A 19,379-nucleotide genomic window follows, 5' to 3' on the forward strand; every position below is an offset into this window, starting at 1 on the left:
AGCGCTCGTCGGTCATGGGATCAGCCCCTTGCCATCGATCGCCTTCTGGACCTGCTCGGCCAACTCGTCGGCCGTGCGGTCGGGGTCGATCTCGGTGATCGGCGCGAGCGTGGCCGAGATCCGGGTCGACACCGCCTGGTACACCGGCGTGGCGGGCCGCACCGCGGCGTTGGTCAACTGCTCGCAGATGATGGCGTACTGCGGGTACTTGGCCTGGAACGCCGGGTCGTCGTAAAGCGACTCGCGCACCGCGGGCAGCCCGCCCTCGACCGACGTGTAGCGCTGGTTCTCCACGTTGCGCAGGCACCGGATGGCCTCGAACGCCTCGGCCTTGTGCTGGCTGGTGGCCGCGACCGCCAGGTTGAGCCCGCCGAGCGTGACCTTCGCGGGCTCACCGTCGACCACGCCCGGGTAGTTGGCGAACCCGAACACCTCTTTGCTGGCGTCGTAGGCGGCCTGGAACTGCTCGTCGGTCGGCGAGAACGTGCCGACGTCGTTGATGGCGCCCTTGAGATCGGGCCGCTGGTCGAGCGGCAGGAAATTGACGCCGCCCTTGACCGCGTTCTCCAGCAGCGAGGGCAGCACGAACGGCCAGTTCACCTCCAGGGCGGCTTTGCCCTGTTCGAGGGCCAACCGCGCGGTGGCCTCGTCGGTCTGGGTCACCGACGGGTCCGCGCCCGGTGCGGTGGCGACCGACTTGATGATCTGCAGCGCCTTGACCGTCGCCGCGCGGTGTTCGGGAGTGTCGGTCAGCGTGACGGTCTTGCCGTCGTCGGAGAGCACCTGCCCACCTGCGCTGGCCAGCAGCGTGTTGAACCACACCACCAGGCCCTCGTACTGCTTGGCCTGAACGGCAATCCAACTGGGCTTGCCCGCCGCGTGCAGCCGGGTCGCCTCGGCCACCATGCCGTCCCAGGTACCGGGCGGTTCCTCCATCAGATCGGCCCGGTACCAAAGCAATTGGGTGTTGGTGGTGATCGGTGCGGCGTAGAGCTTGTCCTGCCACCGCGCGGTCTCCAGCGGCCCGGGCAGCGTGTTGGACTCCGCATCGGCCTCGGCCAGGCCCGCTGGATCGTCCGAAAGCGGCAGCGCCCAGCCTGCCTCGGCGAACTCGGCGGTCCACACCACGTCCAACGCCATCACGTCGAGCGTCTTGTCGTTGCCGGTCAGCCTGCGGGCCAGCTGCAGGCGTTGATCGTCAGCGCCTTTCGGCAGACTCACCTGCCTGATGGTGAACCGCCCGCCGAGTTCCTCGTTGCACCGGTTCGCGACGGCGGTAAAGGTCGCCATCTCGTTTGCCGGCGTGTAGTAGTTGATGACGATCCCGTTGGTCTGCGATCCGCACGCCGACACCATCGTGGCCGTCGTCAGCGCGGCCACTGCCGCAGCACATAGCCGCCGAGCCAGCACCGCTCTGCCTCCCGTCCACGTCCGTCGGGCGGGAACCGCCCGCGCGCAAACCGTAGAGGCAAATGTGCGTGATATGCAACACTTTCGATGCACACGCGTCGCAATCGTGACCTGCGCAACTTTGCCGCACGGTCACGACACGACGGTTACGGGACTCAGATCGTCAAGCGCGCCAGCAGATCCCGCCCCTGTTCGGCACCCTGCGGATCGCACAGCACGTCGTAGCGGCCCGCGACCAGTTGCATGGTCGAACTGAAATCTCTTGTGCCGCGTGCCATCGCGTAAGGGATCGCCGAGGTGATCAATCCGAAGAACACACCGGCGACCAGACCGGTGAGCAGAGCGCTCCACGGGTTGGGGCTGAAGAACCCGAGGATCAGGCCGATGAACAGACCCAGCCAGGCGCCTGACAGCACACCACCGCCGAGCACCTTCGGCCAGCTCAACCGTCCGGTGACCCGCTCGACCTGCATCAGGTCGACGCCCACGATCGTGACCTGCTGGACCGGGAACTGTTGGTCGGACAGATAATCAACCGCGCGCTGGGCTTCGGCGTAGGTGGGGTACGAGCCGATGGGCCAACCCTTCGGCGGCGTCGGCAACGCACCGCGCATCGGGGCGCCGGCCGCGGCGCCAGGGGCCTGCCCGGGCTGGAATGGGCTCGTCATCGCGCTTCACTCTCCTCTGTGCACCGCCTCGGTGTGCGGATGCTTTCATTACAGCAACGTCCCGCCGCCGGAATTCGTGCCTCATTTCGATGACCCGCGTATTCCGTACCGTGCGCTAGGTTTGTCAGCATGACAAATCCGGACGGGTACTCGGGCGACCAGCCGGCATCCGAAGCCGGTGCCGGGCCGTCAGAACCGTCGTCAAGCGGCTACGAAGCACCTCCCATCGAGCAGTCTCAGGATCAACCGCAGACGGCGCAAACGCAACCGTCATACGACACGCCGCCGGCCTCGGAGCCACCGCCGACGTATTCGGCCGGATCGGACTACTCGCCGCCGAGCGATTACTCCGTGCCCCCGGCGTATCAGACCCCGTACTCGGCCGAGCCGCCGACTCCGCCGACGGGATATGCGCCACCGGGCGGCTATCCCCCACCGCCCGCACCGGGCGCGTACCCACCGCCTCCGCCTGCGGGCGCCTACCCGCCTCCCCCGGGCAGCTATCCGCCGCCTCCCGCGGGTTATCCACCGCCGCCCGCCCCGGGCTACGGCGGCTACCCGGGCGCATACCCGACCGGCTACGACATGGCACCCAGCAATCCGAACAACGGCATGGCCATCGGATCGCTCGTGGCGTCGGTGCTCGGTGTGCCGTTCATGTTCTTCTGCTTCAGCGGCTTCGTACCCGCACTGGTGGGCGTCGTGCTGGGCATCGTTGCCTTGAACCAGATCAAGACCACCGGCCAGTCAGGTCGGGGCCTTGCGATCGCCGGTATCGCGGTGGGCGCGGTGATCCTGCTGCTCGGCCTGATAATCCTCGGGTTCGTCGTGCTGTCGGCGTCCACGTCGTCACCGACGTACTGACGTGACCACGCCGCCCGAGGAACCGGCACCGCGATTCGGCGGTGTCGAATACCCAGCGCTCGAACACGCCCATCCGGCGGATCCGCTTGCGCCCGTGGATTATCCGGCCAGTGCGGGACTACCACCGCCGGTGTATCCGGCCGCGCCGGGCTACCCGGGCGCGGGGTATCCGCCGGCCCAGCCCGGTTATCCCTATGCGCCTGCCCAGCCGTACGGGCCGTACCGGCAGCAGCCGCCTCCCGGCACCAGCGGCATGGCGATCGCCGCGCTGGTGTGCTCGGTGCTCGGCTTCCTGTCGTGCCTGACCGGCACGGTCGGCCTGGTGCTCGGCATCATCGCCATGCGCGAGACCAAGCGCACCGGGCAGCAGGGCTACGGCATGGCGCTGGCGGCCACCATCATCGGTGGGTTGCTGACCGCGCTGCTCGTCCTCTTCCTGTTGGCCGGCGTGATCTCGGGCTTGTCGAGCGCCTAGCGATCCCCCGGCGGCTCGAACCGCGGGGCCTGCCGAGTCATCCCCGCTGCGCGGCCCTTCGCCGCAACGACAAGGGCCATCTTGCGGCTCGCCTCGTCGATCATCTCGTCACCGAGCATGACCGCTCCCCTCGCACCTCCGGCGCCCGACGTGTGCCACTCGTAGGCCTCCAGGATCAGCTCTGCGTGATCGTAATCGGCCTGGCGCGGGCTGAAGATCTCGTTGCCCGCGACGATCTGGTCGGGATGCAGAACCCACTTGCCGTCGTATCCCAGGGCCGCCGACCGGCCGGCCACCCGCCGGAAACCGTCGACGTCGCGGACCTTCACATACGGACCGTCGATCGCGTTGACGCCCCGACTCCGCGCGGCGACCAGGATGCGCATGAGCACATGGTGGTGCGCGTCGCCGAGGTCGTAGCCCTCGGGCTGCCCGCCGACTTCGAGGGTTCGCATGTTGAGGCTGGCCGCCATGTCGCCGGGGCCGAGCACGAGCGCCTGCACGCGCGGTCCAGCAGCGATCGCGTCGACGTTGGTGAGGCCCCGCGCATCCTCGATCTGCGGTTCTATGCCGATGCGGCCCACGGGCAGACCGTGCGTCGTCTCCAATTGCGTGAGCAACAGATCCAGCGCCTGCACGTGCGCCACCTCGGTGACCTTCGGCAGCACGATGAGGTCGAGCGACGCGCCGGCTTTCGAAACCACCTCGATGACGTCGGCATAGGTCCACGGCGTGGTCCAGTCGTTGACCCGCACACCCCGCAGCTGTCCCGCCCAGCCGTCGCAGGCCAGCGCCTCGGCGACCTGGCTACGCGCGTGCGCCTTGGCGTCGGGCGCCACGGCGTCCTCGAGGTCGAGGAACACCTCGTCGGCGGGCAGACCCTTGGCTTTCTCGATCATCCTCGGGTTGCTGCCCGGGACGGAGAGGCAGGTTCTCCGGGGTCGATACGTGTTGTCCACGAACACACTCTCTACCCTTTGACTCATGGCGGCGGTCAACAGGGTCTACGCGGCCCGGCTCGCAGGGATGGTGGTGCTGGGCCCCGACGGGGAGTCCATCGGCCGCGTGCGTGACGTGGTGATCAGCATCAGCATCGTCCGCCACCAGCCGAGAGTGCTCGGGTTGGTCGTTGAATTGCTCACGCGGAGAAGGATTTTCGTTCCTATCCTGCGAGTGACCGCGATCGAGCCCGGTTCGGTGACCCTGGCCACCGGCAGTGTGTCGCTGCGCCGGTTCGCGCAACGCCCCGGCGAGGTGCTGGTGCTCGGGCAGGTTTTGGAGACCAGGGTGCGCATCGACGATCCCGACCTGCCGCAGCTGGCCGGAATCGACGTCGTGGTGGTCGATCTGGGCATCGAACAGACCCGCACCAGGGACTGGATGGTCACGCGGGTCGCAGTGCGCCCGCAGCGCCGGCTCGGGCGGCGAAGCAACATCTACGCCGTCGACTGGCAGAACGTGCACGGCCTCACGCCGTCCGGGCTCGCGATGCCCGATCAGGGCGTGGCCTCGCTGCTCGAGCAGTTCGCCGGTCAGCGCGCGGTGGAGGTCGCCGAGGCACTGCGCGAGCTGCCTGCCAAGCGCCGCTACGAACTGTTCCGGGCACTCGACGACGAGCGTCTCGCCGACGTGCTGCAGGAGCTGCCCGAGGACGAGCAGGCCGAGGTGCTACGGCAGCTCAAGACCGAACGCGCGGCCGACGTGCTGGAGGCCATGGATCCCGACGACGCGGCCGACCTCCTCGGCACGATGACGCCCGCGGACGCCGAGGTGCTGCTGCGACGCATGGACCCCGAGGATTCCGAGGACGTCCGACGGCTGCTGAGCCACTCGCCCGACACCGCGGGCGGTTTGATGACGTCCGAACCCGTGGTGCTCGCACCCGACACCACGGTCGCCGAAGCCCTGGCCAGGGTCCGCGATCCCGACCTGACGCCCGCACTGGCGTCGCTGGCCTTCGTGGCCCGGCCGCCCACCGCCACGCCGACGGGCCGCTACCTGGGTTGTGTGCACCTGCAGCGGCTGCTGCGCGAACCCCCGGGCGAGCTGGTCAGCGGCATCGTGGACAACGATCTGCCGACGCTGGGCCCCGAGGACTCGCTCGCCGCGGTGACCCGCTTCTTCGCGGCCTACAACCTGGTGTGTGCCCCGGTCGTCGACGAGGAGAGTCACCTGCTGGGTGCGGTGTCGGTGGACGACGTCCTCGACCATCTGCTGCCCGACGACTGGCGGGAACGGGAAGAACCTGAGCTGCCGGTGGCGGGCTCATGAGTGAACTGTCGGCGCGCCAGCGGTTGGACACCCCGCGCGCGACCCGGGGTTTCGGGCTGCACTTCGACGTCGAGGCGGTCGGCCGGTTCAGCGAGTCCATCGCGCGGTTCCTCGGCACGGGGCGGTACCTGGCCATCCAGACGGTCGTCGTGGTGGTGTGGATCGCCCTGAACCTGTTCGCGGTGAGCCTGCAGTGGGATCCGTACCCGTTCATCCTGCTGAACCTGGCGTTTTCGACGCAGGCCGCATACGCCGCGCCGTTGATCCTGCTGGCGCAGAACCGCCAGGAGAACCGGGACCGGGTCTCGCTGGAAGAGGATCGGCGGCGCGCCGAGCAGACCAAGGCCGACACCGAATTCCTGGCCCGCGAACTCGCGGCGCTGCGTTTGGCGGTCGGCGAGGTGGCCACACGCGACTACCTCCGCCGCGAACTGGAGGAACTGCACGAGGCAATCAACGGGCTGCAGAAGCGGGCCAAACGCGGCGGCCGGTCCGGCAAAGCCGATGACCCGGAGCGCACCCCGAAAAGCAGTGACGCAGACGTCAGTGAACCATTGTCGCAACAGGACAACGAGAAGTAGGTATGGTGACTTGGTTCACAAGACGCTGGACGTCGGCAACCGATCAAAGGACGGCTAGGTGCGCGTAGGGGGAGGAGCGGCTTTCGCGGCCGCTCGGCGCCGTGCCGGCGACCTCGTGCGCACCCTCGGACAGTCCGCGCCGCACAGGCGTGGCGCCTTCGGCGTCGCCGTCCTGACGCCCGTCATCCTGGCCGGCGCCGTCGGCGCGTCTGCACCCACTCCGCACAGCGACGCCGCGGTGACCCCACTCGCCGCGGTCCAGCGGTCCCCCGACCGCGCGGGCCCATCGGTGATCGCGGCCGCCAAGGCACCCACCAAGTTCCACATCGCCGCGGCCGCGGTTTCCGCCCCGCCACCCGCCGCTGTGGTGAATTCACCTGGCGCCCTTGGCATTCCGGGCATGGCCTTGAAGGCCTACCGCAACGCCGAACGCATGATGGCGGCCGCCTACCCCGCGTGCGGCATCAGCTGGAACCTGCTGGCCGGAATCGGCCGCATCGAGTCCATGCACGCCAACGGCGGCGCCACCGACGCCACCGGCACCGCGGTCCGCCCGATCTACGGTCCCGCGCTGGACGGCACGCTGCCCGGCAACGAGGTCATCGTACAGAGTGCACAGGCGGGCCGGGTGACCTACGCCCGCGCGATGGGGCCCATGCAGTTCCTGCCCGGCACGTGGGCCAGGTACGCCTCGGACGGCGACGGTGACGGCAAGGCCGACGTGCAGAACGTGTTCGACGCATCCCTGGCCGCCGCACGCTACCTGTGCAGTGGAGGCCTGAACCTCCGCGACCAGTCCCAGGTGATGAGCGCGATCCTGCGCTACAACAACTCCGTGGCCTATGCGCGCAACGTGCTGGGCTGGGCGGCGGCGTACGCGACGGGCGTGGTCCCCGTCGACCTGCCGCCCATCACGGGAACCATCCCGGCGATCGGGGACGCGCACCTGGACAACCCGGAGGGCCTCGGACCGGGACTGCCGGCCAACGCTCTCGGCCTTCCGGTCGGCGATCCGCTGGCCCTCATCCCGGTGCTCGGCCCCAACGACGCCGCAAGCCGGGTTCCCGCAACCAACGTGCCCGGATTCGCGCCCGGCCAGGTGCTCGGCCCGCTTCCGGGGCCCGCGCAGGCCGTCCCGCCGACCCAACCCGCCGCGCCACCGCCGTGGACTCCGCCATGGGAGCAACCCAAGACCCCGGAGTGCGTCGTGTTCTGCCTGGGCGAACAAGCACCGCCACCGCCGGCGCAGCCTGCTCCCCCGGCCGGGTTGCCGCCCGCGGGTCCGCCACCACCGGGTGCGCCTGCCCCCGGTCCGATGCCCGCGGTGCTCGGGCCTGCGCCCGGCCCGGCCCCGGGACCGGCCTGACGTCGGTCAGCCGTCTGTGCTGAGGTTTTTCGGTGCGCCGTAGACTCAGCGGTGATGTCCGAATCTGCCACCGAGCTGCAAGCCGCGGTCCGTGCTGCACTGGCCAAGGTGATCGACCCTGAGCTGCGCCGTCCGATCACCGACCTCGGCATGGTCAAGAGCGTCTCCATCGAGCCCGATCACGGCGTGTCGGTCGAGATCTACCTGACCACCGCGGCCTGCCCGAAGAAGAACGAGATCGCCGAGCTGGTCTCGGCCGCGGTCACCGACGTGCCCGGTACCGGAGCGGTCAAGGTCGGCCTCGACGTCATGAACGACGAGCAGCGCGCCGAGCTGCGCAAGATGCTGCGCGGCGATTCCCGCGAGCCGGTGATCCCGTTCGCCCAACCCAACTCGCTGACCCGGGTGTACGCCGTGGCGTCCGGCAAGGGTGGCGTCGGCAAGTCCAGTGTCACGGTCAACCTGGCCGCGGCGATGGCCGCCAGGGGCCTGTCGGTCGGCGTGCTGGACGCCGACATCTACGGGCATTCGGTGCCTCGCATGATCGGCGCCACCGACCGGCCCACGCAGGTCGACTCGATGATCCTGCCGCCCACCGCGCACGACGTGCGCGTCATCTCGATCTCGATGTTCACGCAGGGCAACACACCTGTCGTGTGGCGCGGCCCGATGCTGCACCGGGCACTGCAGCAGTTCCTGGCCGACGTCTACTGGGGCGACCTGGACGTGCTGCTGCTGGACCTGCCGCCGGGAACCGGCGACATCGCCATCTCGGTGGCCCAGCTGATCCCCGGGGCCGAGATCCTGGTGGTCACGACGCCGCAGCTGGCCGCCGCCGAGGTGGCCGAGCGGGCCGGTGCCATCGCGCTGCAGACCCGCCAGCGCATCGCGGGCGTGGTGGAGAACATGTCCGGCCTGCAGCTGCCCGACGGCACCGTCATGCAACTGTTCGGCGAGGGCGGCGGACGGCAGGTGGCCGACTCGCTGACCCGTTCGGTGGGGGCCGAGGTGCCGTTGCTGGGCCAGGTTCCGCTCGATCCCGGTCTGGTCGCAGCAGGCGACGCCGGGGTGCCGCTGGTGCTGTCCGCACCCGATTCGGCCGCCGGGAAAGAACTCCGCAAGATCGCCGACGCGCTGTCGAGCCGTAAACGCGGGCTGGCCGGCATGTCGCTGGGGCTGGATCCGGCCGGACGCTAGACGGCCGTCGTCGCGCTTGCGGCGCGCGCCGGCCGCCAGGGATTCCGCAAAACGCTACGTGGCGTCGGGGTCGAAGACCGTCCCGCTCGGCTTCGGCTGCGCAGGTGGCTCAGGCGTCGGCGTCACCGCGGGCGGTGTCGTGGCCGGCGGTTGAGCGGGCTTCTCGTCGAATTTTCCGGTGAGGAACGAATCGTCTCCTTCGAGCAGGTGCTTGGTGATGGCCGCCCTCGGCGTCATGCCCCGCAGCTTCTGCAGTTCGGCGAGCGGCTCACGCAGATCGTCGAATTCCGGGCCGAGATCCTGCCGCAGCTGACTCGTGGCACCACTGACGTAGTCGCGGGCCTGCCGCAGCGCGCTGGAGGTCCAGCGGATCGCGCCAGGCAGCCGCTCCGGGCCCAGGATGACGAGCCCGGCGATCACCAACACGAGCATCTCGCCCCACCCGACGTTGGCGAACATGACTACTGCGAGCTTGGTTCGTCGCCGATGGGCGTGACCGTCAGCGTCATCGGGCGACCGTCGCGGACCACCTCGATGGGGGCTTCCTGGCCGATGTTGAGCTGGCGAATCGCCACCGCGAGCTCGTCGGCGTCGGCGACCTTGCGATCCCCGACCTTGACGATGACGTCGTTCTCCAGAATCCCGCCCTTTTCGGCAGGCCCGCCGACCCTGACGTCCTTGACGCGCGCGCCCTGCGCCACGCGATTGCTCACGGAGTCGGCGTTGATCCCGATCGACGGGTGGACGATGCGGCCGTCCTGGATCAGCTTCTCGGCGACGCGCTTGACCTCGTTGACCGGAATCGCGAAGCCGAGACCGCTTGCGCTGTCGGACAACGACTTTCCGGCGGTGTTGATACCGATGACCTCGGAGTCCATGTTGATCAGCGGGCCGCCGGAGTTGCCGTGGTTGATCGAGGCGTCGGTCTGCACACCGTCGATGACGGTGTCGGTGTCGGAACCGTCGCCCGACAGCGGCACCGGGCGGTGCAACGCGCTGATGATGCCGTGCGTGACGGTGCTGCGCAGGCCCAGCGGCGCACCCGCGGCGATCACTTCTTCGCCGACGCGGAGCTTCTCCGAATCACCCATGCGCGCCACGGTCAGGTTGTCGACGTTGTCGACCTTGAGCACCGCCAGGTCGGTCTTCTTGTCGCGGCCGACCAGATGTGCGGGTACCACGGTGCCGTCGTTGAACACGACGTTGAGTTCGTACTCGGCGGGCTTGTTGGCGGCCTCGGAGATCACGTGGTTGTTGGTCACGATGTAGCCGCGCCCGTCCACCACGACGCCTGAGCCCTGCGATCCCTCGGTCTTGCCCTTGGCCTCGATGGTGACCACCGAGTCGGCGACGGCCTCCGCGACGGTCGCGAACCGGCCCGGGGGCGCCTCGGGGTTGTCGCCCGTCTCGAGCGTCACCTTGGACGTGGTGAAGGCGTGCACGGTGCTCGCGGTCATGTTGCCGACCCAGCCGCCCAACGCGCCGATCAACAGTGCGACGAACGTCAGCACCAGCAGCGCGACCCAGGACACGCGGCGCCCGAACAGCACGTCGCGCACCCCGATCTTGCCGACCGGGGCGCTGACCACCGTGGGCGCCGACGGCGGCCGGGCCGGGATTCCGAGTGCGACGGCCGCGCTTGGATCGCGCCAGGGGTCGAGATCGTCGTCGGCGTCGCGGTTGCGCTCGGCTTCGAGCGCACCGGCGTCGGTGGGGTGGCGCTGCAGGGACTCGCGGGCGGTCGCGGGCCGGCCGAACGCTTCGGCCAGGACCGGATCCGGCGGCTGATCTTTCGGGGTGTACTCCCCCTGGTCGCGATGCTGCTCGGCACCGAGGAAGGAGCCGTCGACGCCTGCCGGTCTGCCGAACGCGCGCTGGGCGGCGGGATCGACAGGTGGGCGCTCAACAGGGCGCGGCGCCAGGCGGCCGCTATCGCCGGACTGGTCGGAGTTTGTCACCGGTGTTTCACTCTCTAGTCTTCAGCGCCTTCCCGGCACGAAGACCGGGCACGGACCGCTGCTCACCTGTTGGGATACACCCTACCGGCGTTTGCGCCGACCCCGCGTCGGGTCCTCAGCAAACTGCGACTGCTCACGCAGCTCGGCACCAGGGTGTGGGGCATGGTGCGGTATCTGGGACAACATGCCCAGCAACGTGTTCGGGATGGCGATCGGACAAGAGTCCCGCAATGCCGCGCGCGCCTGGCCCTGGGCGTCGACCTCAGCAGCACACTCAGGACACAGCGACAGGTGATGAGCGGCGCGCAGGTGCGCGGTCATCCGCAGTTCGCCGTCGACGAACGCCGCGATCGCTTCGATCGACAGATGCTCGGTGGACCCGAATTGGCGCGGGGCGCCGACAGGTGCGTCGCTCTGAGACGCGAATTGCGCGGGCAGCCAGGAGAAAGCACGACGGAACACATGTCCCGGGTCGACCATCGCCCAGCTCCTCTCGGTACGCACAACTACCCCGCCTTTGAATGTAGCGCGGGAGGCTGCTCCCGACCTACGTGAACGCTCAAGCAGTTTGCGAAGTTTCCGAAGAGTGCTTGGCCAGGTAATCCCGCAGCGCCTGCCGACCGCGGTGGATACGGCTGCGCACCGTGCCGAGTTTCACGCCGAGAGTGGCGCCGATCTCCTCATAGGACAGACCTTCGATGTCGCACAGAACCACGGCGGCACGGAATTCCGGCGGCAGTGAGTCGAGCGCGGCCTGCAGATCGGCCCCCAGGCGCGAATCGTGGTAGATCTGCTCGGGGTTCGGGTCGTCGGCCGGCACCCTGTCGTAATCCTCGGGCAGCGCCTCCATCCGGATGCGGCCGCGGCGGCGGACCATGTCCAGGAAGAGGTTCGTGGTGATGCGGTGCAACCAGCCCTCGAACGTGCCGGGCTGATAGTTCTGCACCGACCGGAACACCCGGATGAACGTTTCCTGCGTGAGATCCTCGGCGTCGTGCTGGTTGCCGGACAGCCGGTAGGCCAGCCGATACACCCGATCCGCGTGCTGGCGGACCAGCTCGTCCCACGACGGCATCGTGGCGTGGTCACCCGTGGCGTCGAACACCGCGGTGCCGGTCAGTTCGTCGGATGGTTCCACCCAGTCCCCTTCGGTGTATTGCTCAAGATGTGCCATCGACACCGGTGCGGCCTGGGTAGTACTGATGGTGGTCGTTTGATCCTCCTGCTCACAGACTTCATGTTGACCAACAGAACGGACGACTTCGTTATTCCGACGCTGCGCGATCGGCCAGCGGCTGTCGTGTTCCATGCGGATACCGTTCCCGATGCCGGTGAGGCCGGCATATGAGCAAACTGAACTTTCCCTGAGAAACCCGAAGATACGCACAGCGACCTGCAAAAACCAGCGAATATTCGGTGGCCATCCGGTCCGGGTGCGGGCGTGTCGCGGCTCCGCGGCATGGCTCTGGCCTACGCTGCGGGGCATGGCCAGCTCCGACGAGACGACAGGTCACCAGCCGCCCAGCCGGGCCGAGGCGATCGTGACCCATGCCGAGCGATCGATCTCCGAGGATGCGATCGTGGCCGCGGCCCGCGAGCGCGCCGTCGACATCGGCGCAGGCGCTGTCACACCCGCGGTCGGAGCGTTGCTGAGCGTGCTCGTGCGGCTCACCGGCGGCCGCGCGGTCGTCGAGGTGGGCACGGGCGCAGGCGTGAGCGGTTTGTGGTTGCTGTCAGGTATGCGCGACGACGGTGTCCTGACCACGATCGACGTCGAGCCCGAGCACCAGCGGATCGCCAAGCAAGGGTTCACCGAAGCGGGCGTCGGCCCCGGGCGCACCCGGCTCATCAGCGGGCGCGCGCAAGAGGTGCTGACCCGGCTCGCCGACGAGTCCTACGACCTGGTTTTCATCGACGCCGACCCGATTGACCAGCCACAATTCGTGGCCGAAGGCGTGCGCCTGCTGCGGGCCGGTGGCGCCATCGTGGTGCATCGGGCCGCGCTGGGCGGCCGCGCGGGCGACGCCGCTGCGCGTGACGCCGAAGTCACCGCGGTCCGCGAGGCAGCCCGGCTCATCGCCGAGGACGAACGGCTCACCCCCGTGCTGATCCCACTCGGCGACGGTTTGCTGGCCGCCGCGCGCGACTGAGCCTTTTCCCGCCGCTTGCCGCGGAACTGCATTCCCGGTTGCCAAAGCGCTGGCTTGGCAACCGGGAATGCAGTTCCGGCGCGTGGTTGACGAAATTTACGGATTCCTGACGGGACACCCCCTTGACTCGTGACTGAACGCATGTTTAGCGTACTAAACATGCGTACAGCAGACGACCGGACAGCCATCGCCCGGATTCGCGACGCCGCGATCGAACAGTTCGGTCAACGCGGGTTCACCGTCGGGCTACGGGCAATCGCCGACAGCGCCAACGTCAGCGCCGCGTTGGTGATCCACCACTTCGGCTCGAAGGAGGGCCTGCGCAAGGCGTGCGACGACTACGTCGCCGAGGTGATCCGCGAAGCGAAATCCGAATCCCTGACGACCGCCGACCCCGCGGCCTGGCTCACGCAGGTCGCCGCGATCGAAGAGTTCGCGCCCGTGGTGGCCTACCTCGTGTGCAGCCTGCAGTCCGGCGGCGACCTGGCCAGGGCGTGGTGGCGGCGCATGATCGACAACGCCGAGCAGTACCTCGAGGAGGGCGTGCGGGCAGGCACGCTCAAACCCAGCCGGGATCCCCGGGCCCGCGCCAAGTACCTCGCGATGAGCAGTGGCGGCAGCCTGCTGCTCTACCTCCAGATGCACGAGAACCCGAGCGACATCCGCGCGGTCCTGCGCGACTACGGCGAGGACATGATGCTGCCCGCGCTCGAGGTCATGACCGAAGGCCTGCTCACCGATTCGACCATGTACGACGCGTTTCTGCGCCAACACGAACAAGGCACTCCGTTCACCTCGCCCGGCCCGGCCGGCTCAGACCGAAAGGAACCAGCGTGACCACTCAGACGTTCTTCGCCCTCTTCTGGCCCGAGATCTCCACGAACACCAAGTACTAGACCCGGATCAAGTCCACCCGCCGTCCCATCCATACGAGTGAGGACCACATGAACAACTACGCTCCTGCCGTCGAAATCCGCGGCCTGTCAAAGTCGTTCGGCCACACGCGGGCGCTGGACGGGCTCAACCTCACGGTGTCCCCCGGCCATGTCACGGGCTTTCTCGGCCCGAACGGCGCGGGCAAGTCCACAACGATCCGCGTGCTGCTCGGGCTGCTCCGCGCCGACAGCGGCACGGTACGGCTGCTCGGCGGTGACCCGTGGCACGACGCGGTGGACCTGCATCGCCGGATCGCCTATGTGCCAGGTGATGTGACGCTGTGGCCCAATCTGACCGGGCTGCAGGCCATCGACTTCCTGTGCCGCCTGCGCGGCAACGGTGTCGACACCCGCAGACGGGATCAGCTGATCGACCGTTTCGAACTCGATCCGCACAAAAAGGCCAGGACGTACTCGAAGGGCAACCGGCAGAAGGTCGCGATCATCGCGGCGTTCAGCTGCCACTCCGAGCTCTACATCCTCGACGAGCCCACGTCGGGCCTGGACCCGTTGATGGAACGCGCATTTCAGCAGTGCGTGGCCGAGGTCTCCCGGCACGGCGCCGCGGTGCTGTTGTCCAGCCACATCCTCGCCGAGGTCGAGAAGCTCTGCGATGACGTGACCATCATCCGGGCGGGCCGCACGGTGCGCTCGGGCACCCTGGCCGAACTGCGCCACCTCATGCGCACCACGGTGGCGGCCAGAACCCGATCGGACGGCCGTGCCCTGCAACAGGTTCCGTATGTGCACGATTTCCGCATCCGCGACGGGCAGGTCAGATTCTCGGTGGACCGCGCCGACCTGGAGTTCACCATGGAGCACCTCACCGATCTGGGTATCGAGGATCTGACCGTCACCCCGGCGTCCCTGGAGGACATGTTCCTCCGCGAATATCAGGGTGTGACACCGTGACCGGCGCGACGCTGACACCGCAGTTCACCGGTGTCGGCGGACTGCTGCGGCTGGCCGTCAGGCGCGACCGCGTCCGCCTGAGCGTGTGGATCGCGGTGTTGACACTGATGATGGTCTACGCGCCCAATGCGATCCGGCTCGCCTACCCCGAGGAGCCGCAGCGCCTCGCGCGCGTGAACCTGCTCAAGACCCCGGCCGGCATGATGCTCGGTGGCCCGATGTTCGGCATCGACGAGACCGATCTCGGCGTGATGATGGCCAACGAGCTCATGCTCACCCTGATCATCGCAACGTCGATCCTGTCGATTCTCACCGTGATCCGCCATACCCGCTCCGAAGAGGAAAGCGGGGCGGCCGAACTCATGATGTCCTCGGTCGTCGGCCGCTATGCGCGCACGTTCGCGGCGCTGCTGCTGGTCGGCGGACTCAACGCGGTCCTGGCCGGCACCATGACGGTGGCCATGGCGGCAACCGGCTTCTCATTCGTCGACACGGCCGCGATGTGCCTCGGGATCACGGGTGTGGCCATGGTTTTCGGCGCGGTGGCCGCGGTCACCGCGCAGCTGTGGCGGCAGGCCCGCACCGCGACGGGCGCCGCGATGGGTGCGCTGGCCGTCGCGGCGCTGGTGCGCGGGGTCGGCGACGTCGTCGACAACGCAGGCAGCGCACTGAGCTGGTTCTCCCCCATCGCCTGGGCGCAGCAGATGCGGCCGTTCGTCGAACTGCGATGGTGGCCTTTTGCACTGCTGGTGCTGCTGACGCTCGGGCTGATGGCACTCGCCGCGGCGCTTGAGGTCCGGCGGCAGTACGACGCCGGCACCATCCCGTCGACCGGCGAGCGTCCGCACGCGCACGCGATCAGCGGGCCGTTCAATCTGCACTGGACGCTGCAGCGGGGCCAGGTCATCGGGTGGAGCGTCGGATTGTTCCTCGCCGGCTTGGCTTTCGGGTCGATGACGAAGTCGCTCATGGACGCCGCGCGGGACAACGAACTGATCGCGCGCGTGCTCGCGGCACAGGGCAACGACGGCGTGTACACCACCATGACGCAGTTCCTCGCGGCGGCCGCGTGCGGCTACGTCGTCTCCGCCGTGCTGCGGGTTCACGCCGACGAGCAGAGCGGCTTGGGCGAGGCCGTGCTGGCAGGCGCGGTGTCGCGCTGGCGCTGGCTGGTCGGTGCGGTGGCCGCCGCCGTGCTCGGCTCCGCCGTCCTGATGTTCTGCGCCGGTTTGGGCAACGGCCTGGGAGCGGGCCTCACGCTCGGCGAGCCCGCAACGATCGTCCGGCTCACGTTGGCCGGGTTGGCCTTTGTGCCTGCGATGACAGTTCTCGCGGGGGTCGCCGCGCTGGCGGTCTCGCTGCGTGCGCCCTGGATCGGCTGGCTGGCAGTCACTTTCGTGATCGTCGCGCTGTACCTCGGAGCGCTGCTGCGCCTACCGCGGTGGCTGATCGAGCTGTCTCCGGTCGGCCAGACCACCGTGCCCACAGATTTTCCCGCCGCGGCGTTGGGTCTGATGCTCGTCGCCGCAACGATTTTGACCCTCGCCGCCGGCTGGATCTACCGCAGCCGCGACGCAGTGTGAGAGGAGCACGATCATGAAACTCGCCCTTCAGACGAGCGCATCCGGGTTGTTCGGGCTGGTGTTCTTCGGCGCGGCCCTGTTCTGGCCCGCGGGCACGTTCGACTACTGGCAGGCCTGGGTTTTCATCGGGGTGTTCCTGGCCGCCACCCTGATCCCCAGTATCTATCTGGCCGTCAAGGATCCCGCCGCGCTGCGGCGCCGTATGCACGGCGGCCCGACGGCCGAGACCAGGCTCGTGCAGAAGATCGTCATCTCGCTGACCATCGTCGCGGTGCTCGCGGTCCTCGTCGTCAGCGCACTGGACCACCGGTTCGGCTGGTCGGATGTGCCGACCACGGTGGTGATCCTCGGCGATGTGCTCGTGGCGGGCGGGCTGTTGCTCGCGCAGTTCGTGGTGTTCCAGAACAGCTTCGCCGGAGCCAGCATCCGCGTGGAGGCCGAGCAGCACGTGGTGTCCACCGGTTTGTACGGACTGGTCCGCCATCCGATGTACTTCGGCACGCTCCTGATGATGTTCGGTACGTCGATCGCGCTGGGTTCGTACTGGGGACTGGTTCCGACGATCCTGGCCATCCCCATCCTGGGCGTGCGGATCAGCGATGAGGAGAACATGCTACGAGCCGAACTCGACGGCTACGACGAGTACACGCACAAGGTCCGGTACCGGCTCCTGCCCTACGTGTGGTGAGGCGCGACGACCCGCGTGGCGGCCTCGACGGCCGCGGCCCGGCGCTGCGCGAGCACCGCGGGATCGTCGCTCACCACGTCGGGGTGCGGCAGGTTGGCCCAGGCCAGGCCGATCGCGAACAGCATGACGATCAGGTCGGTCGGATCCCAGGTGGGGTCGACGTGACCGGCGGCCTGGGCGGCTTCGACGGCCGCCACGGCCTGCGCGTGCACGGGTTTGCCGTCGGCCTGCGGCTCGTCGAGCGTGAATCCCTCGAGCTGCGCCCACGTGATCATGCGCAGGTGCTCGGGTCTGCGGCAGGCCAGGTCGAAGATGTCACCGACGAATTCGGGGACGGCGTCGGGCCGCAAGGTCACCGACCGGAAGAACTCGGCACCGTCGGCCGCGAAGACCTCCCGGAACAGCGTCTCCTTGTCGCCGAAGTGGGCGTACAGGCGCTCCTTGCTGGCCTGCGCGGCCTTGGCGATGCGGTCGACGCGCGCACCGGCCAGGCCGCATTGGGCGAACTCGGTTCGCGCGGCCGCGAGGATCTCGTCACGCAGTTCCGTTGTGCTTCTCACAGCCAAATCATAGCCAGACGAACTAGTTCGTTCGGTACGGTGGTGGCAACATCCGAACGACAGGAGCATCGACATGAGTGAGATCGCAGCCGTTGCGAGCATGCCCCGCGGCGGACCCGACGCCTCGTGGCTGGACCGGCGTTTGCAGACCGACATGCTGGAATACACCGACCGCTACGACATCCCCGACGAAGTCAAGCAGAAGGTCATCACCGCGCTCGACCGGATCGGCACCCGCACGCGCCAGCACGAGAAGAACGCGCACATCGCCCTCGACCTGGTCTCGCGAACCGCCAATCCGCGCATCCTCGAACTGGGCGCAGGACACGGCAAGCTTTCGACAGAGATCCTGCGGTTGCACCCGACCGCGACGGTCACCGTGAGTGATCTCGATCCCACCTCGGTGGCCAACATCGCCGACGGAGCTCTGGGCCGGCATCCACGGGTGCGCACGCAAGTGGTCGACGCCACCGCAATCGACGCTGAAGACGACAGCTATGACCTCGTGGTGTTCGCGCAGGCATTCCACCACCTCCCGCCTGCCGTCGCGGCTCGCGCGATCGCCGAGGCCACCCGCGTCGGGAAGCGGTTCCTGGTCATCGATCTCGCCCGGCAGTCGCCGGTCGGATTCATCCTGACCGCCCTGCTGCTGGCACCGTCGGCCGTCGCGCTGGTGCCGCTACCCTCGGTTCGGCCGCTGATCCATGACGGATTCATCAGCTCGCTGCGCGCCTACAGCCGGTCGGCCTTCACCGCGCTGGCCGCGGCGGCCGCTCCCGACATTCGGATCACCTTTCTGCCGAGCGAGTTTCGCCTCGGCCCCCGACCGACGGTGGTCACCTTCACGCGCGACGCGCAAGCGCCCCGGTCATGACCGACGCGCGTGACACCGACGCGATCATGAACCAGCCCCGCCGGGTCCGCGCCATGCGCCGGGCGGCGGAGGCGGTTGCCGACGGCATTGCGCCATTGGTCGACCTGTACCGACCCTATGTGGAAGGGCTGGCCAATATTCCCCGGGACGGCCGATTCCTGTTGGTGGGCAACCACACCCAGTTCGGCTCCGAGACACTGTTGATCCCCTATGTCGTGCGCCGCGAAATCGGTATGCGGGTGCGGCCGCTCACCGATCGCGCGTTCGGGAACCTGCCGGGCCCGGCGGGTGACATGCTGGCCGCATGCGGAGCCGTCGTCGGCGCGCCCGAGGTGGCCGGCGAGCTCATGCGGCACAACGAACCCATCCTGGTGTTTCCCGGCGGTGGCCGCGAGATTCCCAAGTTCCGGGGTGAGCAGTACCGGCTGCGCTGGGCCGGGCGAACGGGATTCGCGCGGATATCGATCGAACACGACTACCCGATCGTCCCGGTCGCACTCGTCGGCGGCGACGACGTCTACCTGAGCCTCACCGCGCGCGACGACTGGTGGGGCCGGCTCAGCCAGTCCGTCGCCGAGAAACTCTCGGGCCGCAGCGATATGGCGATGCCACTCATACGTGGCGTCGGCCCGACGCTGATCCCCCGCCCGCAACGCATGTATCTGCGGTTCGCGGAACCGATCGAGACCACGGAACCGCCCGGCCGGTCAGCACAGACGTGGGTCGACTCCGTCAAGCAGACCACCCACGACTCGCTGGAACGGGCCCTGGCGAAGCTGCTCGCCGTGCGCCGCGACGATCCCTACCGAGAACTGAATCCGTTGGCATGGCGCAGCGCGAAACAGCCGGTGTCCTGAAGAGCCCGTCTCCCGACCATCCCGCGGTCA

At 68.5% G+C, this 19,379-nt stretch carries 21 protein-coding genes; 13 read left to right on the plus strand and 8 right to left on the minus strand.

Going from position 1 to position 19,379, the window contains the following annotated elements; genetic code table 11:
- Positions 1–12 precede the first annotated feature (12 nt).
- Both G6N67_RS01800 and G6N67_RS01805 read right to left on the minus strand, forming a co-directional pair.
- Complete coding sequence (locus tag G6N67_RS01800; RefSeq protein ID WP_036437562.1) at positions 13–1,410, minus strand: ABC transporter substrate-binding protein; 1,398 nt, start codon at positions 1,408–1,410, stop codon at positions 13–15.
- Positions 1,411–1,565: 155 nt separating this feature from the next.
- Complete coding sequence (locus tag G6N67_RS01805) at positions 1,566–2,078, minus strand: YflT domain-containing protein (RefSeq protein ID WP_036437565.1); 513 nt, start codon at positions 2,076–2,078, stop codon at positions 1,566–1,568.
- 129 nt (positions 2,079–2,207) lie between these two features.
- Here G6N67_RS01805 and G6N67_RS01810 point away from each other — a divergent pair, with 129 nt between their 5' ends.
- Both G6N67_RS01810 and G6N67_RS01815 read left to right on the plus strand, forming a co-directional pair.
- Positions 2,208–2,942 carry a DUF4190 domain-containing protein gene (locus tag G6N67_RS01810; RefSeq protein ID WP_073912306.1) on the plus strand — a complete coding sequence of 245 codons (735 nt, stop codon included), beginning with the start codon at positions 2,208–2,210 and terminating at the stop codon, positions 2,940–2,942.
- A gap of 1 nt (position 2,943) precedes the next feature.
- Positions 2,944–3,417 (plus strand): DUF4190 domain-containing protein, encoded by a 474-nt coding sequence (locus tag G6N67_RS01815; RefSeq protein ID WP_036437568.1) that lies wholly within the window; start codon positions 2,944–2,946, stop codon positions 3,415–3,417.
- Here G6N67_RS01815 and G6N67_RS01820 read toward each other — a convergent pair.
- Positions 3,414–4,376 (minus strand): HpcH/HpaI aldolase/citrate lyase family protein, encoded by a 963-nt coding sequence (locus tag G6N67_RS01820; protein ID WP_081812742.1) that lies wholly within the window; start codon positions 4,374–4,376, stop codon positions 3,414–3,416. The genes G6N67_RS01815 and G6N67_RS01820 overlap by 4 nt on opposite strands.
- 25 nt (positions 4,377–4,401) lie before the next feature.
- On the opposite strand from G6N67_RS01820, the gene G6N67_RS01825 reads away from it, so the two are divergent.
- Genes G6N67_RS01825 through G6N67_RS01840 form a run of 4 tightly spaced genes read left to right on the plus strand, consistent with a single transcriptional unit; the run spans position 4,402 to position 8,832 of the window.
- The gene (locus tag G6N67_RS01825; protein WP_036437571.1) at positions 4,402–5,688 is read left to right on the plus strand and encodes a magnesium transporter MgtE N-terminal domain-containing protein; all 1,287 of its coding nucleotides are present in this window, start codon (positions 4,402–4,404) and stop codon (positions 5,686–5,688) included.
- On the plus strand, positions 5,685–6,269 hold the full coding sequence (locus G6N67_RS01830; RefSeq protein ID WP_036437573.1) for a DUF1003 domain-containing protein: 585 nt from the start codon (positions 5,685–5,687) through the stop codon (positions 6,267–6,269). The genes G6N67_RS01825 and G6N67_RS01830 overlap by 4 nt, the downstream gene beginning before the upstream one ends.
- Before the next feature lie 58 nt (positions 6,270–6,327).
- Positions 6,328–7,635, plus strand: coding sequence for a lytic transglycosylase domain-containing protein (locus G6N67_RS01835; RefSeq protein WP_163642094.1), 1,308 nt, complete (start codon positions 6,328–6,330; stop codon positions 7,633–7,635).
- A 54-nt stretch (positions 7,636–7,689) separates the two neighbouring features.
- Positions 7,690–8,832 carry an Mrp/NBP35 family ATP-binding protein gene (locus G6N67_RS01840; protein ID WP_036437575.1) on the plus strand — a complete coding sequence of 381 codons (1,143 nt, stop codon included), beginning with the start codon at positions 7,690–7,692 and terminating at the stop codon, positions 8,830–8,832.
- A 54-nt stretch (positions 8,833–8,886) separates the two neighbouring features.
- On the opposite strand, the gene tatB is transcribed toward G6N67_RS01840, so the two are convergent.
- The 4 genes from tatB to sigE all read right to left on the minus strand — a co-directional run bounded on the left by tatB (position 8,887) and on the right by sigE (position 12,099).
- Positions 8,887–9,291, minus strand: a complete 405-nt coding sequence (tatB, locus tag G6N67_RS01845) for a Sec-independent protein translocase protein TatB (RefSeq protein WP_036437576.1) — start codon at positions 9,289–9,291, stop codon at positions 8,887–8,889.
- A gap of 2 nt (positions 9,292–9,293) precedes the next feature.
- Entirely contained in the window at positions 9,294–10,790 is a 1,497-nt protein-coding gene (gene htrA / locus G6N67_RS01850) for a serine protease HtrA (protein ID WP_036437577.1), read from the minus strand.
- 81 nt (positions 10,791–10,871) lie between these two features.
- Entirely contained in the window at positions 10,872–11,270 is a 399-nt protein-coding gene (gene rseA, locus G6N67_RS01855; protein ID WP_036437579.1) for an anti-sigma E factor RseA, read from the minus strand.
- 79 nt (positions 11,271–11,349) lie between these two features.
- Positions 11,350–12,099, minus strand: coding sequence for an RNA polymerase sigma factor SigE (sigE, locus tag G6N67_RS01860; protein WP_081812709.1), 750 nt, complete (start codon positions 12,097–12,099; stop codon positions 11,350–11,352).
- A gap of 175 nt (positions 12,100–12,274) precedes the next feature.
- Between sigE and G6N67_RS01865 the strand changes: the two genes are divergently transcribed.
- The 5 genes from G6N67_RS01865 (at position 12,275) to G6N67_RS01885 (ending at position 17,058) form a co-directional block, all read left to right on the plus strand.
- Complete coding sequence (locus G6N67_RS01865; RefSeq protein ID WP_036437583.1) at positions 12,275–12,940, plus strand: O-methyltransferase; 666 nt, start codon at positions 12,275–12,277, stop codon at positions 12,938–12,940.
- A gap of 159 nt (positions 12,941–13,099) precedes the next feature.
- Positions 13,100–13,777, plus strand: a complete 678-nt coding sequence (locus G6N67_RS01870; protein WP_036437584.1) for a TetR/AcrR family transcriptional regulator — start codon at positions 13,100–13,102, stop codon at positions 13,775–13,777.
- A gap of 107 nt (positions 13,778–13,884) precedes the next feature.
- The gene (locus tag G6N67_RS01875; RefSeq protein ID WP_036437586.1) at positions 13,885–14,787 is read left to right on the plus strand and encodes an ABC transporter ATP-binding protein; all 903 of its coding nucleotides are present in this window, start codon (positions 13,885–13,887) and stop codon (positions 14,785–14,787) included.
- On the plus strand, positions 14,784–16,370 hold the full coding sequence (locus tag G6N67_RS01880; RefSeq protein WP_051579022.1) for an ABC transporter permease: 1,587 nt from the start codon (positions 14,784–14,786) through the stop codon (positions 16,368–16,370). Before G6N67_RS01875 ends, G6N67_RS01880 begins: the two co-directional genes overlap by 4 nt.
- Positions 16,371–16,383: 13 nt before the next feature.
- Entirely contained in the window at positions 16,384–17,058 is a 675-nt protein-coding gene (locus G6N67_RS01885; RefSeq protein WP_036437588.1) for a methyltransferase family protein, read from the plus strand.
- Here the strand turns inward: G6N67_RS01885 and G6N67_RS01890 are convergent.
- Positions 17,046–17,618 (minus strand): TetR/AcrR family transcriptional regulator, encoded by a 573-nt coding sequence (locus G6N67_RS01890; RefSeq protein ID WP_036437589.1) that lies wholly within the window; start codon positions 17,616–17,618, stop codon positions 17,046–17,048. The genes G6N67_RS01885 and G6N67_RS01890 overlap by 13 nt on opposite strands.
- A gap of 73 nt (positions 17,619–17,691) precedes the next feature.
- Between G6N67_RS01890 and G6N67_RS01895 the strand changes: the two genes are divergently transcribed.
- The gene (locus tag G6N67_RS01895; RefSeq protein ID WP_036437591.1) at positions 17,692–18,492 is read left to right on the plus strand and encodes a class I SAM-dependent methyltransferase; all 801 of its coding nucleotides are present in this window, start codon (positions 17,692–17,694) and stop codon (positions 18,490–18,492) included.
- A complete protein-coding gene (locus tag G6N67_RS01900; protein ID WP_036437592.1) occupies positions 18,489–19,349 on the plus strand; it encodes a lysophospholipid acyltransferase family protein in 861 nt (286 codons plus the stop codon). Before G6N67_RS01895 ends, G6N67_RS01900 begins: the two co-directional genes overlap by 4 nt.
- Positions 19,350–19,379 lie beyond the last annotated feature (30 nt).

The organism is Mycolicibacterium mageritense, assembly GCF_010727475.1.
In the GTDB taxonomy this organism is placed as follows: Bacteria; Actinomycetota; Actinomycetes; order Mycobacteriales; family Mycobacteriaceae; genus Mycobacterium; species Mycobacterium mageritense.

Excerpts from the sequence above, each read along its gene's own strand:
- G6N67_RS01805 (WP_036437565.1), bottom strand. The coding sequence starts at position 2,078 with ATGACGAGCCCATTCCAGCCCGGGCAGGCCCCTGGCGCCGCGGCCGGC.
- G6N67_RS01895 (WP_036437591.1), top strand. The coding sequence starts at position 17,692 with ATGAGTGAGATCGCAGCCGTTGCGAGCATGCCCCGCGGCGGACCCGAC.
- G6N67_RS01840 (WP_036437575.1), top strand. The coding sequence starts at position 7,690 with ATGTCCGAATCTGCCACCGAGCTGCAAGCCGCGGTCCGTGCTGCACTG.
- G6N67_RS01870 (WP_036437584.1), top strand. The coding sequence starts at position 13,100 with ATGCGTACAGCAGACGACCGGACAGCCATCGCCCGGATTCGCGACGCC.
- G6N67_RS01825 (WP_036437571.1), top strand. The coding sequence starts at position 4,402 with ATGGCGGCGGTCAACAGGGTCTACGCGGCCCGGCTCGCAGGGATGGTG.
- sigE (WP_081812709.1), bottom strand. The coding sequence starts at position 12,099 with ATGGAACACGACAGCCGCTGGCCGATCGCGCAGCGTCGGAATAACGAA.
- rseA (WP_036437579.1), bottom strand. The coding sequence starts at position 11,270 with ATGGTCGACCCGGGACATGTGTTCCGTCGTGCTTTCTCCTGGCTGCCC.
- G6N67_RS01885 (WP_036437588.1), top strand. The coding sequence starts at position 16,384 with ATGAAACTCGCCCTTCAGACGAGCGCATCCGGGTTGTTCGGGCTGGTG.
- G6N67_RS01875 (WP_036437586.1), top strand. The coding sequence starts at position 13,885 with ATGAACAACTACGCTCCTGCCGTCGAAATCCGCGGCCTGTCAAAGTCG.
- tatB (WP_036437576.1), bottom strand. The coding sequence starts at position 9,291 with ATGTTCGCCAACGTCGGGTGGGGCGAGATGCTCGTGTTGGTGATCGCC.
- G6N67_RS01830 (WP_036437573.1), top strand. The coding sequence starts at position 5,685 with ATGAGTGAACTGTCGGCGCGCCAGCGGTTGGACACCCCGCGCGCGACC.
- G6N67_RS01810 (WP_073912306.1), top strand. The coding sequence starts at position 2,208 with ATGACAAATCCGGACGGGTACTCGGGCGACCAGCCGGCATCCGAAGCC.
- G6N67_RS01900 (WP_036437592.1), top strand. The coding sequence starts at position 18,489 with ATGACCGACGCGCGTGACACCGACGCGATCATGAACCAGCCCCGCCGG.
- G6N67_RS01865 (WP_036437583.1), top strand. The coding sequence starts at position 12,275 with ATGGCCAGCTCCGACGAGACGACAGGTCACCAGCCGCCCAGCCGGGCC.